General features: G+C 37.0%; 9 protein-coding genes. All 9 read left to right on the forward strand.

Features of this window, described 5'->3' with window-relative positions; all coding sequences use genetic code 11:
- Positions 1-7 precede the first annotated feature (7 nt).
- The 9 genes from QSV08_RS19760 to QSV08_RS19800 all read left to right on the forward strand — a co-directional run bounded on the left by QSV08_RS19760 (position 8) and on the right by QSV08_RS19800 (position 15,303).
- The gene (locus tag QSV08_RS19760; protein ID WP_324025418.1) at positions 8-1,165 is read left to right on the forward strand and encodes a mandelate racemase/muconate lactonizing enzyme family protein; all 1,158 of its coding nucleotides are present in this window, start codon (positions 8-10) and stop codon (positions 1,163-1,165) included.
- A gap of 12 nt (positions 1,166-1,177) precedes the next feature.
- A complete protein-coding gene (locus tag QSV08_RS19765; RefSeq protein WP_324025419.1) occupies positions 1,178-2,938 on the forward strand; it encodes an arylsulfatase in 1,761 nt (586 codons plus the stop codon).
- Positions 2,939-2,970: 32 nt separating this feature from the next.
- Entirely contained in the window at positions 2,971-4,536 is a 1,566-nt protein-coding gene (locus tag QSV08_RS19770; RefSeq protein WP_324025420.1) for a sugar porter family MFS transporter, read from the forward strand.
- Between the two features lie 33 nt (positions 4,537-4,569).
- Positions 4,570-6,555, forward strand: coding sequence for a glycoside hydrolase family 127 protein (locus QSV08_RS19775; protein WP_324025421.1), 1,986 nt, complete (start codon positions 4,570-4,572; stop codon positions 6,553-6,555).
- Positions 6,556-6,684: 129 nt separating this feature from the next.
- Positions 6,685-8,760, forward strand: coding sequence for a glycoside hydrolase family 127 protein (locus QSV08_RS19780; RefSeq protein ID WP_324025422.1), 2,076 nt, complete (start codon positions 6,685-6,687; stop codon positions 8,758-8,760).
- Between the two features lie 20 nt (positions 8,761-8,780).
- Positions 8,781-10,238 (forward strand): family 16 glycosylhydrolase, encoded by a 1,458-nt coding sequence (locus QSV08_RS19785; RefSeq protein ID WP_324025423.1) that lies wholly within the window; start codon positions 8,781-8,783, stop codon positions 10,236-10,238.
- Positions 10,235-12,118: a CRTAC1 family protein gene (locus QSV08_RS19790; RefSeq protein ID WP_324025424.1), complete on the forward strand. Its 1,884-nt coding sequence runs from the start codon at positions 10,235-10,237 to the stop codon at positions 12,116-12,118. The genes QSV08_RS19785 and QSV08_RS19790 overlap by 4 nt, the downstream gene beginning before the upstream one ends.
- 32 nt (positions 12,119-12,150) lie before the next feature.
- Entirely contained in the window at positions 12,151-13,803 is a 1,653-nt protein-coding gene (locus QSV08_RS19795; RefSeq protein ID WP_324025425.1) for a sulfatase, read from the forward strand.
- A gap of 12 nt (positions 13,804-13,815) precedes the next feature.
- The gene (locus QSV08_RS19800) at positions 13,816-15,303 is read left to right on the forward strand and encodes a sulfatase-like hydrolase/transferase (protein WP_324025426.1); all 1,488 of its coding nucleotides are present in this window, start codon (positions 13,816-13,818) and stop codon (positions 15,301-15,303) included.
- The last annotated feature ends 164 nt before the right edge of the window (positions 15,304-15,467 follow it).

The following is a 15,467-nucleotide window of genomic DNA, read 5'->3' on the forward strand; positions in this document are numbered from 1 at the left end:
ATTATATATGAAGATTACGGCAGTAAAAACATTTCCGATCAATATTGGTTTTGGTAGTCAATTGATTATTAAAATTGAAACCGATGCTGGTTTTTATGGTTGGGGAGCATCAGGTCTTTCTGGTAGAGAGTTAGCAGTTATAGGTGCAATAGATCATTTTAGACCTAATTTAATAGGTAAAGACCCTCATCAAATTGGAGCTATTTGGCAAGATTTATATAGAGGTCAGTATTTTGAAGGAGGCCGCGTATTAACTGCCGCTATTTCTGCAATTGATATTGCCTTGTATGATATTAAAGGTAAATCTTTAGGTGTACCTGTCTATGAATTGTTAGGGGGTAGACAAAGAAACCATGTAGACTGTTTCGCATCGTTAAGATTTACTACCGAAGAAGAATTGATTAGTAGAGCTCAGGTTTTAATCAAAGAAGGGTGGAATGTGCTGCGCTTGGCACCTGCAGAATATGAAGAAAATAGCAAGGCTATTTTTGAACCTCGAGAATCAATTGCTAAAGTTTCTAAATGGGTTACAAAATTAAGAGAAGTAATAGGTCCTGATCCCGTTGTAGGTATCGACTATCATCATCGTCTTTCTGCCGCCGAGACGTTTTCATTTCTCTCAAAAATGCCACATGGAACTTTAGATTTTATTGAAGAGCCCATTAGAGATGAAACACCAGAAGCATATGAAAGTCTTCGTAAAATGGTAGATATACCATTTGCCATAGGAGAAGAATTTGCAAGTAAATGGCAGTTTCTGCCCTATATAGAAAGAGGTATAACACAATTTGCTAGAGTAGATGTATGTAATGTAGGTGGTATGACAGAAGCAATGAAAGTTGCTGCTATGGCAGAAGCCCATTATATTGACTTGATGCCGCACAATCCGTTAGGTCCGATCTGTACTGCGGCTTCTATTCATTTGGCAGCAGCATGCCCAAATGTAGCGTGGTTAGAAGAGATTAATACACCTGCAGAGCAACCAGGTACTAATGATGCTGAATTTTACCCGATACAACCCCAATTAGATGGTGCTAAGTATATCATACCAAATGTGCCAGGTTTGGGTGTTGAGTTTAATGAAGAATTGGCCTTGTCGAAAAAATTTATTCCAGTAGAGACTCCTCGTTTAAAAAAGAGAGACGGTTCATATACAAATTGGTAAAGAAATAGAATTATGAGTACGCACCTAAAGTTCAAATTATCAAGAATATTGTTAGCGGTAACAATTATTTCTACGTGTTCAATATTACAATCACAAGATCGCCCGAATGTCATTATCATGATGAGCGATGATCAAGGCTACGGTGATATTGGATCTCACGGTAACCCATTTTTGAAGACTCCTAATATGGAATCTATTGGAGAGCAAGGTGTAGAGATGACCCATTTTTTTGCGTACCCAAATTGCTCTGCATCTCGTGCAGCAGTTTTAACAGGTCGATATCCATATAGAACTGGGGTGACCGCAGTAACTCAGGTAGATCATTTTATGAATACTTCTGAAGAGACCTTGGCTGAAATTCTTGCAGAGAACGGATACAGAACGGGCATTTTCGGAAAATGGCACTTAGGCGATAATGCACCCATGAGACCAACAGATCAAGGTTTTCAAGAGGCGCTGGTACACAAAGGTGGCGGAATAGGGCAGGCTGCAGGTCCTGCAGGAAACACGTATTTTGATCCAATTTTAGAGCATAATAATGTTTCTAAAAAGTATGAAGGCTATTGCGATGATATTTTTACTGAAGCCGCTATGGATTTCATCGGTCAAAAAAATAAAAAGCCTTTTTTAGCTTATTTAGCGACCAATCTTCCCCATTTTCCATTACAAGTCCCCGATGAACGTGCTGAACCTTATCGTAAAAAAGGATTGCATGAAGACAATGCACTAACGTATGGAATGATTGATAATATAGATTACAATGTTGGTCGTGTATTAGAAAAATTAAAGGAGCTAGGTATAGAAGAAAACACGATTGTTATTTTTTTATCAGACAACGGTCCAAGAAATAGAAGAACTAAAAATGATGTATACCCTGGTCGTTGGACGGCTAATTTAAGAGGTACTAAAACAAGTGTATATGAATGTGGAATAAGGGTGCCGTTTTTTGTCAGATGGCCAGGTAAAATAAAACAAGGTCAAACTTCAAAAACCATGGGTACCGTGATCGACATTTTGCCCACCATACTTGATGCTTGTAATGTACAGGCACCAGAAAATATTAAAATAGATGGTAAATCTCTTTTGCCATTATGGAAAGGTGAAACCGACTCTTTTGAAAACAGCTTATTTTTTACCCAAATGCATTATGGCCCTACACCTTTTAAATACATGCATTTTGCAGTTAGAGGTCAAAAATATAAATTGATCAGTCCGCATGATTTTCCGCATGGCATTCTATATCAACCCAAAGATGAAGAATTGCAACAAGTACTTTCGAATTTAGAGCTCTACGATGTTGAAGAAGATCCAAGCGAACGAATAGATCTTGCAGCAAAACACCCTGAAATAGTAGAGCAGTTATTGGATGAATATGAAAATTGGTTCGATGAGGTTACCGAAGAGCGCGATGCTAAAGGCATTCAAAGAATATATTTAGGTAGTGCGCTACAACCAGAAGTAAACCTTTCGAGGTTCGACTGGGGCGGACCACGAGTAATTTCAAAAAATGAGCTAGGGCATTGGCGCGTAACTACAGAATTAGGGGTGTATTCTATAAGCTTAGATTTGCCAGAAGTAACTGACAATGGTGTTGCCCATTTAAAATATAACGACCTTCATCTTGAACAACCAATTCGCAAAGGTCAAAAAAATGTAGTATTCAACGATGTTTCATTACCAAAAGGAGAAGGTAATTTTCATGCCTATTTTAAAATTGGTAGGTTGGCAACGGGGCCACTTTTTGTAGATGTAAAACGAATTGATACTAAGTAGTAATAAAATATAAAACCACTAATTAAAAACAAATGGGAGCACAGAAGAATAGAGCATTTACCTATGCTATAATAGTTGCAATCGGCGGCTTTATTTTTGGGTTAGACGCTGCATTGATATCAGGAACGGTAAATTTTATTTCTCAAGAATTCGGTTTAACAGATTTACAACTAGGTACAGCTGTAAGTGCACCCGCACTAGGGGTGTTATTGGCATTGCCTTTTGCAGGGTATGCCTGCAATCAATTTGGTCGTAAGAGAACGTTACAGATAGTTGCCATACTTTATCTATTTTCTGCAATAGCTTCGGCACTGGCGCCAAATTATTTGACCTTGGTCATTGCTCGTTTTATTGGCGGTTTGGCTTTTAGTTCTATCTCATTGGCGTCAATGTATATTGGTGAAATAGCACCGCCAAAATTACGTGGTAAACTAGTATCTATGACTCAAATTAATATAGTGGTAGGTTTATCGACGGCATATTTTATTAATTATTTAATTCTGCAAGCTATTGGGTCTGGAGCAGAATGGGCAGTAAGTTGGGGTGTTACTGAAAATACATGGCGGTGGATGCTGGCTTCCGAGATATTACCTGCCTTGGTATGGTTGGTACTTTTGTTTTTTATACCAGAAAGTCCTGCTTGGTTGGTGTATAAAAATAGAATTGCTGATGCTAAAAGGACCTTGTCAAAAATTATTCCTTCTAATGAAATTGATCAACATATTCAAGAGACTCAAAAGAGTTTGGATAAGGGAGATGAAAATCGTTCAATGGTGGCTCAGTTTAAGGAGATTTTCAGTAAACCAATGCGCAATATTTTAATCATTGCTACTACGATAGCCATTGTGCAACAATCTACCGGAATAAATGCTATTTTGTTTTATGCACCTACGGTTTTTGAACAGTTAGGTTTAGGAACAGATGCTGCCTTTGCCCAAGCCATTTGGATTGGACTGACCAGTGTTATTTTTACGGTACTTGCTATTTTATTGATTGATAGGATAGGGCGTAAACCAATGATCATTTTTGGCATGATCTGGATCATCATTAGTTTAGGTATGTGTTCTTACGGATTTAAAAGTGCCCGCTATACCATTACCCAAGATGCTATTTCTCAAATGACGGATATAGAAGGTGTTGACAAACTTAATGTGCTTGTTGGTAAAGAATTTGGTAGCGATACTGAATTTAAAGACGCATTAAAAGAAGTATTAGGGGAAGAGGGTGCGCGTAATAACAGCAGCTTACTCTTAGAAAAAGCGGCAGATTTAAATGCGACTTTAATTCTAATTGGTCTGTTAAGTTTTATTGCAGCATTCCATTTTTCTGTCGGACCAATTATGTGGGTCTTGTTTTCTGAGATATTCCCAATTTCTATACGAGGTATTGCCATACCTTTTTTCACCATCATTACAAGTTTAACCAACTATGTAGTGCAACAGTTTTTTCCGTGGCAATTAGCCACAATGGGTGGTAGTGCTATTTTTCTTTTTTATGCGGCTACTGTTGCCATTGGTTTGGTTGTAATATGGAGGTACTTAAAAGAAACCAAGAATATGAGTATTGAAGAAATACAATTGGCACTTCTAAAAAAATAAATTTAATATCGTAATTAAACATATATTTTGAACATGAGCATTTCTAAAATAGATCAGAAACTAGCCACAAATTTGACTTTTAATACAAATAGTAAGTTGAAAAGTATTGGCATCGGAGATTGTAATTGGACAGGAGGTTTTTGGGCTGATAAGTTCAAAACTGCAGAGGAAATTATGGTACCCTATATGGGTGACCTATTATGTGGTGATGTTGGGCATGCCTTAAACAATTTCAAAATTGCTGCTGGTCTTAAAGAGGGTGAGCATAAAGGGATGTTTTGGCATGATGGCGATTTTTATAAATTCATTGAGGCAAAAACATATATCTATGCGTATACCAAGAATGCCAGTATACTTTCTGAAATAGATGAATATATCTCTATTATCTCACAAGCTCAAGAAGATGATGGTTATCTGCAAACACAAATACAACTTCGTAAAGATGCTGATCGTTACGAAAACAGAAAATATCATGAGATGTACAATACTGGGCATTTATTAATAAGTGCTTGTATTCATCATAACGTTACCGGACAAAATAATTTTTTGAATATCGCCATAAAACATGCCGATCTACTTCATACCATATTCAAGCCCGAAACGAAACATTTTGGACGATTTGGATTTAACCAAACTCAAATTATGGGCTTGGTAGAGCTATATAGAACAGTTGGCGATGCAAAGTATTTGAGGTTAGCAGAAAAATTCATAAATAACCGTGGTAAGTATGAGGTAAAACATGATTCTACCACAATAGGGTATCCTATTGGTGATATGGTTCAAGAGCGCACTCCTTTACGTGAATCTAAAGAAGCTGTCGGTCATGCTGTTTTAGCTTTATATTATTATGCTGGTGCTGCAGATGTATATTCTGAAACTGGGGAGCAGGCATTACTAAATGCATTAGACCTACTTTGGGATAATGTTACCCAAAAGAAAATGTATGTAACCGGTGCAGTCGGTCAGGCGCATTACGGCGCTTCTGCCAATTTAGATATGATTGAAGAGGGGTTTATAGATGCATACATGATGCCTAATATGACTGCTTACAACGAGACTTGTGCCAATTTATGCAATGCAATGTTCAGTTATCGCATGTTCGGTATTCATGGCGAATCTAAATATATGGATATCATAGAACTGGTACTTTATAATAGTGGGCTATCTGGCATAAGTGTAGAGGGTAAAGAGTATTTCTATGCCAATCCGTTACGAATGATCAATAATACGCGAGATTATGAAGCCCATGAAAATGTAACAGAAACACCTAATAGGGAACCTTATTTAGAATGCTTTTGTTGTCCTCCAAATTTGGTTAGGACTATATCAAAAGTTTCAGGGTGGGCATATAGCGTGTCTGATAACGGGGTTTCCGTAAATCTTTATGGATCAAATCACTTAAAAACAAATCTATCTGACGGAACTATTGTAAGGCTTACCCAAGAAACTGATTATCCTTGGAACGGTCGTATTAAAATCACTGTTCAGGAATGTAAAACCGAATCATTTGAAATTGCATTTCGCATACCAGGTTGGGCGAAATCTGCTACATTACAAGTTAATGGAGAGCCCACTTCAATACAACTAACTCCCGGAACTTTTGCTAGAATTAATAGGGTTTGGAAAATGGGTGACGTTGTTCTTTTAGATATACCTATGGAAATTAATCTAGTTGAAGGTCACCCTAGAATAGAAGAAGTTCGTAATCAAATTGCGATAAAGCGTGGTCCTGTTGTGTACTGTATAGAGTCTCCAGATTTACCTAAAAATACAGAAGTACTAAATGTATATTTTAATTGTAATACCGAACTTAAAGAGGAATTTAGACCTGAGTTTTTAGGCGGAGTATCTGTTGTGAAAGGTGAGATTTTAATACGAAAAGATAAGGCGGAAGGTATGTATCAAACAGTTACTAAGCCCCAATGGGAGGTTTATAAAACCCAGTTTGTACCTTATTTTGCATGGAGCAATAGGGGGCAAGCAGAAATGACCGTATTCATGCCTGTTGTTTGGGAGTAAGCTTTATTGGTTGAAAAGTAATTCTGAAGATTAAATAAAGGGTAAAATAGTGTAGGTCTTAGTTAATAATTACATCTCACTTAAGTCTTAATTTACGTTTCTTGTAGTCCATATTCAACATCCAATAAAATGAAAAAAATCACTTTAATCAGCTTTTGTCTTTTTGCCTTTATTTTTTCCTGTAAAGAAAATAAAGAAATTGCATCAACAGATGTAAAACAAAAAAAAGAAGTTTTATCACTAGATGAAAATGGTGGTATTGTCAACAATACAAATAGTCCGCATGTTAAACTCAAAAGTATAGACATAGGCGATTGCCGCTGGACGGAAGGTTTTTGGGCAGATAAATGGAAAATAGCCGAAGAGGTTATGATTCCGCATATGGGAGAAATCTTAAAAGGTGATGTGGGTCATGGGTATAATAACTTTAAAATTGCTGCAGGTCTTAAAGAAGGCGAGCATAAAGGTTTTTGGTGGCATGATGGTGATTTTTACAAATGGATGGAAGCCAATTTGTATCTATACGGTGTAAACAAGAACGAAGCTATTGTAAATGAACTAGATGAAATTATCGAGGTTATTGGTAAGGCTCAGCAAGATGATGGGTATCTTTCAACCCCTATAATCATTAACGATACCATTAATCCTTTTACTAATAGAAGGTACCATGAGCTATATAATAGTGGGCATTTATTGACTGCGGCATGTATTCATAATCGCGTAACGGGTAAAACTAACTTTTTAGATATTGCCATTAAACATGCAGATTATTTATACGAGTTGTTTGTACCTGTAAATGATTCATTAAAAAGGTTTGGTTTTAATCAAACTCAAATAATGGGCTTGGTAGAGCTTTACCGTACTACAAAAGATAAGCGTTATTTAGAATTGGCAGAACAGTTCATTAATCTTAGGGGAACATATGATATTGTTGAAGATTCGACCACCAAGGGTTATCCTATTGGTGATATGGTTCAAGAAAGAGTTCCGTTAAGAGAAGAAACTGAAGCAGTAGGTCATGCAGTGCTTGCACTATATTTTTATGCCGGTGCGGCAGACGTTTATGCTGAGACTGGCGAGAAAGAGTTAATGGATGCCTTGAACCGACTTTGGGATAATGTGACGAACAAAAAAATGTATGTTACAGGGGCAATAGGGCAAACGCATTACGGTAGATCATCTCGTTTAGATAAAATTGAAGAAGGCTTTATTGATGAGTATATGATGCCTAATATGACCGCTTATAATGAAACATGTGCTAATATTTGTAATTCAATGTTCAACTATAGAATGTTGACCTTAAGTGGCGATTCTAAGCATGGCGATATTATGGAGTTGGTTTTGCATAACAGCGGACTTTCGGGTATTAGTCTTGAAGGTAAAGATTACTATTACTCCAACCCTTTACGTAAAGTAGATGGAGCATTAGATTATGATAAAATGAACGTTGAGTTTCCTGAGCGTCAACCCTATTTAAAATGCTTTTGTTGTCCTCCAAATTTAGTGCGTACCATAGCAAAATCGCCAGGTTGGGCTTACAGTAAATCTGAAAATGGTATTGCTGTAAACTTATATGGCGGTAATAAATTAGAAACAACATTGTTAGATGGTTCAGCAATAAAACTGAACCAGAAAAGTAATTACCCATGGGAAGGGGAAGTAAATATTACCATAGAAGAAAGTAAGCCAGAAGCTTTTGAAATGTTATTAAGAATACCGGCTTGGGCAGAAGGTAGTACGCTTAATGTTAATGGCAAAGAAATTGAAAATGTAGTAGCTGGCAGTTTTGCTAAAATAGAACGCGAGTGGAAAGCAGGCGATGTTATTACGTTAGATATGCCAATGGATGTGAAGTTTATAGAAGGGCATCCTAGAATTGAAGAAGTACGTAACCAAGTTGCCGTTAAAAGAGGACCTGTGGTTTACTGTGTAGAATCTGCCGATTTACCAAAAGATACTAGCATATTTGATGTGTATGTTAAAGGGAGTAACGAATTGAAACCGACCTACAGACCAGATTACCTTGGTGGTATGGCTACTCTAGATGGTGAGTTTATGATTCGTAAAGACAAAGCCTTAGGTATGTACCAAGAAGTAGGTACGCCAAAATTTGATACGTATAAAACACATTTAATTCCATACTACGCTTGGAGTAACCGAGGTATTGGCGAAATGACGGTGTTTATGCCGATGATTTGGAATTGATTTAATCAAAAACCATGAATATGAGCTACATAATTACAAAACATAGTATAGAATTAAGACTGACTGTTTTTTTGATAATGGGTTTTCTTACGGGAAGCCTTCATTCACAGAATACTAATAGTTTACCGGCATCGGATCCAACGAACGAAGGTGGTTGGGTATTGAACGAAGAGTTGAGCGACGAATTCGAGGGTGTTGAAATAGATAGCGATAAATGGTTTGTAGAAGGTCAAAATGATGAATATTATATCTGGAAAGGTAGAGCGCCATCGCAATTTGCACCGCATAATGTAACTGTTGAAGATGGAAAATTAAAGTTGAGAACCCAATGGGAACCAGACTTTAATTTTGCTAACGAGAATTATGCAGATGGTAGTAATAACGATAAATATGGTGAATTTGAGAACAAACCTTTACCAATCACTACTGCAGGGGTAATCACAAAAAAAAGATTTCTTCATGGCTACATGGAGGTAAGTTCTAAAGTTGGAAACGCTGCTATTACAGGTGCATTTTGGGCAATTGGCTATGAGCAAGAGCTAGATGTTTATGAACTTATGGGCAACCCCAAAATTGATGGTAATATTAAAGCGAACAGTTATTTGGCGACCGCACATGACTGGAGTCCGCCTGCTGTACGACCAACCAAAGTTTTTAATCATGTAGAGCAATTACCGTTTAGAACTGCCGATGATTTTCATGTATATGGGGCAGAATGGGGTTTGGACTACCTTAAGCTTTATATCGACGGAAAATTAGTTAAGCACTTTACGCAAGATGAGATGGGTACAGATTGGGTACTGAATAACCCAATGGAAGTCTGGTTAGATTCTGAAATATTTAAATGGTTAGGGCTTCCAGACAAGAAAGAATTACCGGTAGACTTTGAAATTGAATATATGAGGGTTTGGCAAAAACCAAATGACAATTTGTTACAACCGGCATTTTATGGTTTTGAAGGACCTGTCTTGTTCGAAGAAAATGAAAGACCATTAAAGATGGTGCCCGAAGATTCGAAGCCAAATGAGTACCAGAAATTTTGGTTGATTGATGAGCCATCTTCAAAATATTTACAAATTGTTCATGGTGATTATGCATCTGGCGTAAACAGTTTAAAGTTTAAGGGGTACGGAAAAAATGAAGAACTAGAATCAGAAAAAGTAGCGATTCTCTCGCCTGAAGGAGCAATTGATATTCCTGCTGGGGAATATGTGTTGTCGTTAAAAATTTGGTTAGATCAGGGACGCATTCCTAATAAAATTAATTTATCCCTTCAAAACCCCAAAATTGATTTCCCTATAAGTCTAGAAGGTTTGCAAAGACGCCAATGGATATTAATTGAGAAGAAAATACGTAAAGACATAAACTCTAACGACAAAGATCAATTCAAGATAGAGATACTAAAAGAAGATTTGCCCAAGACTAAGGCAGCAAAATTTTTCATTGATGATATTTCAATTAGACCCGTCAATAAATGAAAATAAACAAAAATATATTTTTTGGCTCACTATGGCTTTATACCCTTGTCTATTTAGTGTTTAGCTTAAATGGATGGTCTCAAGAGAAGTCTAATACAGCATCTATTTTTAAAGAAGCTTTTGAAGATTTTCCTAGAAAAGAAGTGAATCTTAGAAAATGGGACGCCCCTGTGGTTGCAGATTTAGATAATGATGGGTATCCAGATTTAATTCTTAATGATCATGGTCTAGGCATTAGTGTTTGTTGGAATGACAATGGTCAATTCTCAAAGCCCTATGATGTTATCATGGGTGATCTACATGGTGTTGCCGTTGGTGATTTTGACTTTGATGGTGTCAATGAAATGGTGTTGTCTAGAGGAGGAGGATCTGGTAGTAATGCTCGTAATTCAAAAATGTATAAAGTTACCAAGCAACGAGAATTTGTTGCCATGCCAGATTTTACTGTTCCGTTTGAAATGATGAGAGGTAGAACCTTAAAATTTTATGATGGAGATAAAGATGGGGATTTGGACCTGTTGAATTTCGCTTTTCCATCCAAAGAAAAAAAAGGACAAACAGAGAATTATATTTATGAAAATGATGCTCAGGGTCAACTTCTTTTAAAAGCTACTTTGCCTGCGATTAAGGTAAATGGTCAAAAAACTGCTTTAACAGATATTAATGATGATGGTATTATAGATATACTCTTATACGGTCATAATAAGGTTAAAATCTATATGGGTAATGGTGATTTGACCTATAATGAAGAGTCTAATCTATTTCCTTTTGAGATAGAAGATGTGACTGCAATAAGTGAGATCGATTTTGATAATGATGGAGATTTTGATCTTATTATGACAAGGGGTAAAGAATTTGAAATCGGTGAAACATTTTTCAATAAGGAAACCGAAACATGGGGGTTCTTTACCAAAAGAGGCGATTTTCAGTTTAATGATTTACTAGTTGGTGATGTGTTGAATATGAATAATTTTCAGTCGCAATGGCCATTCAATGATGCTTATTATATAGGTGAATCTGCGTACCAATATGAATTTCTTGGCGAAACACATTCAGGTAAAGACATGCGTTTGGTAAATAGTAATGCGTTAGGTTTCCCTGATGTTTTAAAAGCAGAAGGTGGTATACACGTGGGGTATGTGGGTAATGATAGTTGGCGAATCGCTGGTAGTACTCCGTCACCCACTACTGGTACTGTAATCGGTGTCAAAGAATACCCCGAATACGAACATTCAAAAGGCTTGACTGTTGTTTTGTTAGAAAATAGAAATGGAAAGTATATCGATGTCACTAAAAAAGCAAACCTTTTACTAGAAGATCATACTGTAGGTGTTTCGGTTGCCGATTTTGATAATGACGGGCTTCAAGATATAGTAATGATGCGTAGAGGAGAATTGGTTTATGAGAATAACGCCATTTTGTATTTAAATCAAGGTAATTCTACATTTAAGCAATTGCTTCATCATGGTATTTCAACAAAAGATATAGGTTCGATGGGTATGGCGGTAGAGGTATTGGACTATGACTTAGATGGTGATGTTGATGTGGTAGTCGGTAATGAACGCGGTAAATGGCACTTGTTCGAAAACACCCCAAGCTCTAACTCCAATAAGAATTTCGTAACAATAGCGGTAGGTGATTCTCCTTCAGGTAAAGCAACTGCGGTAGGCGCTCTAGTAAATGTTAGTAGCTGTAAAAACAAACAGATAAAAAGAGTAGGGACTACGGGTTCGACTTATTCTTCATCTTTCAACAAATACATGCACTTTGGTTTAGGTACGTGTTCTAGTCCTTTAAAGGTAAAAGTAACCTGGAGTAATGGCGAAAGTGTCAGTGAAAATTTTCAAATGAATACGAAGGTGTTCATTGGTAAGAAATAAAAAATAAAGTTTAAAAATCTAAAAGCTATAATATGAAAAGAATAACCTTTTTTATTTTATTAAATATTCTTCTCTTTAGCTGTAAAGCTCAAGTAGAAAAATCAATAGATGAACCTAGTAAGAAACCGAATATTCTATTTATCGCCATAGATGACCTTCGTCCAGAATTAGGAGCCTATGGGTCAGAAGTTGCGATAACCCCGAATATGGATGCACTTGCAGCTCAAGGGCTGTTATTTAATAATGCCTATTGTCAAGAAGCCATATGTAGCCCCTCTAGAGCTAGTGTAATGACAGGGGCACGACCAGAAACTATTAAGGTAATCGAGAATTTTTCATATTTCAGAGACCTGAATCCAGATATTGTAACCCTACCACAACACCTACGCACAGAAGGTTATGAGACCGTTTATGCGGGTAAAATATTTCACCCTGGTTATACAGACGAAGAGCTCTCGTGGAGTAGAAAAGCATATTCAGGACCCAATGTTGCCCCTGTGCCCAATAGGGTTAGAGGGTATGTGCTTCCTGAAAATCAAGAGATGTTCAAGAAAAATCGAGCTGAGGTCATTGCGAAATATGGTGAAAATGCACCAAGAAATGGTTTAGGTAAAGGTCCAGCTTATGAATTTGCCGACGCACCAGATAATACCTATGAAGATGGGCATAATACCGAGTTGGCGATTGAGACCATGAAAGAAATGGCGAAAAATGATAAGCCCTTTTTCTTGGGACTTGGGTTTTTAAAACCTCATTTAGAATGGATAGCACCAAAGAAATATTGGGATTTGTATGAGGGTAAAGATTTACAAATGACAGATCAGCATGATGGTCCAAAAGATGGTGCAGCAATGGGTCTTCATGCTTCGTTCGAATTACGTGCCAGGGCAGACATTCCTAATTATGGTGATATTGACGAAGAACAGGCTAAAAATTTAAAACGCGCTTATTTGGCTACGGTAAGTTACGTAGATGCACAAATAGGGAAAATGTTGACAGCTTTAGACGAGGCTGGTTTAAGAGATGATACCATTATTATGCTGTGGAGCGATCATGGCTGGCATTTGGGTGATATGGGTATTTGGGGTAAAGCGACAAACTATGAAATAGCTACGCGAGTTCCGCTAATTGTATCAACACCTAACATGCCAGAAACTGTAAGGGGAACCAAAACCAATGCTTTGGTCGAATTAGTAGACATGTACCCAACATTATGTGATCTGGCAGGAGTGTCAATTCCTGAGACTTTAGAGGGGCAAAGTTTTAAGCCTTTACTGACTGATCCCAACAGAAAATGGAAAGAAGCTGCATTTACCCAGTTTCCTAGTCCGGCACTACGAGAATGGGCTGCTAACCCTTTATCTAAAGGAATGAGAGAAACATCTTTTGGACCTTTGTTAGAAGAAGTTGAGGAAAAAATTAAGCTACAACAAGGTGATAAATGGAATAGAGACCTTTTTGAAAATAGATTAATGGGGTATTCTATGAGAACGGCCGACTATCGTTTTACCGTCTGGAAAGATTATACCGACAAAGAATCTGAACCCGTATTTTTTGAACTGTATGATCACAAAAATGACCCTACAGAAACAGTTAATATAGCAAACGATAACCCTAAAGTGGTTAAAGAGCTCTTGACTCAATTTAATAAAGGTTGGCAAGGTAATATGGCGAGACTTAATTAATAATTTAAAATCATGAAAAAATATATCTTCAGCTTCGCAATCGGTCTTTCTTTATTAATCTTAGGTAATAGCTGTAAAGAAGTCAAAAAAGATGACGTTGCCCAATTGGTTCAAACAGGTAAAAGACCAAATATTATACTGATCGTAGCAGATGATTTAGGGTATGCTGATGTGGGTTTTAATGGCTCAAAAGACATTACTACTCCGCAATTAGACGAACTGGCATCTAACGGTACAATTGCAACTTCTGGTTATGTTGCTCATCCATTTTGTGGTCCGAGTAGGGCGGCATTGTTGACCGGTAGATACCCACATACCATTGGCTCGCAATTTAATTTACCTGCCAATAGTGAAGTAAATATAGGTAAGGGTATACCGCTACAAGAAACTTTCATGAGTAAAATGCTACAAAATGCCGGTTATAGAACAGGGGCAATTGGCAAATGGCATTTAGGTGCAGTAGCCGACTATCATCCGAATAAAAGAGGTTTTGATGATTTTTATGGATTTTTAGGTGGTGGTCATAAGTATTTTCCAGAGGAATATACAGCAACCTATAATAAGCAAAAAGCAGCAGGACAAGAGGTTATTTTCGATTACCTAAAACCTTTAGAGCATAATGGGGTAAATGTAGAAAACCCGACAGAATATCTAACCGATGAGCTATCTAGAAAAGCGGTCGACTTTGTAAAAGCTTCCAGTACCGATGAGAATCCTTTCTTTTTGTATTTGGCATATAATGCACCACACGTACCTCTTGAAGCAAAAGCAGAAGATTTAGAGTTGTTTAAGCATATTGAAGATAAAGACAGAAGAACCTATGCCGCCATGGTATATGCAGTTGATAGAGGAGTTGGTGAATTAGTAAAAGCACTGAAGGCTAAAAAAGAGTTTGATAATACACTTATCGTATTCTTAAGTGATAATGGAGGCAAACTTTCTAAAGGCGCAAATAATTACCCTTTAAGAGAAGGAAAAGGCAGTACATGCGAAGGTGGTTACCGCGTGCCAATGTTTTTTCATTGGCCAGGTACAATTGCAGCAGGTCAGAAGTTTGATTATCCTGTTTCTGCTTTAGATTTCTATCCTACATTTGCGACATTGGCTAACACTTCTGTTCCAAAAGATAAAAAATTAGATGGTAAAGATATTTGGCAAGATTTACTTAGTGGTAGCAACCCGAGAAGAGATGAGCCTGTATTTGTTTTAAGACATAGAGAAGGGTATAGCGATGTTGGTGTAAGACAGAATGAATGGAAAGCACTAAAGACAAATGAAAACGCATGGAAGCTCTTTAATATTGAAAACGACTTAGGTGAGAGTAATGACCTAAGTAAAGAACACCCAGAGCAGTTAAAGCAAATGGTTTTAGAGGCTCAAAACTGGAGTAAGACCCATACAGAACCGCAATGGTTCGATCCAGAAGAATTACAAAAAGATTGGGAAGAACAAGAAATGGCAAAATTTAATGGAACTTTTGATATAATAAAAGCATATTAGTTTAACCTAAAAGCCAAGGGGCTACGAGCACAGTAAATATCTGTTAAGTTTGAGTGCCTTATTTTTTAATCCGAATTCACATATTCAGCGAAGGGTATCATTCTTGTACAAGAATATTTCAAAGTTTTTTTCAAACTATAATTTACAATCATAGTTTGAAATGA

The organism is Maribacter sp. BPC-D8, assembly GCF_035207705.1.
Classification (GTDB): Bacteria; Bacteroidota; Bacteroidia; order Flavobacteriales; family Flavobacteriaceae; genus Maribacter.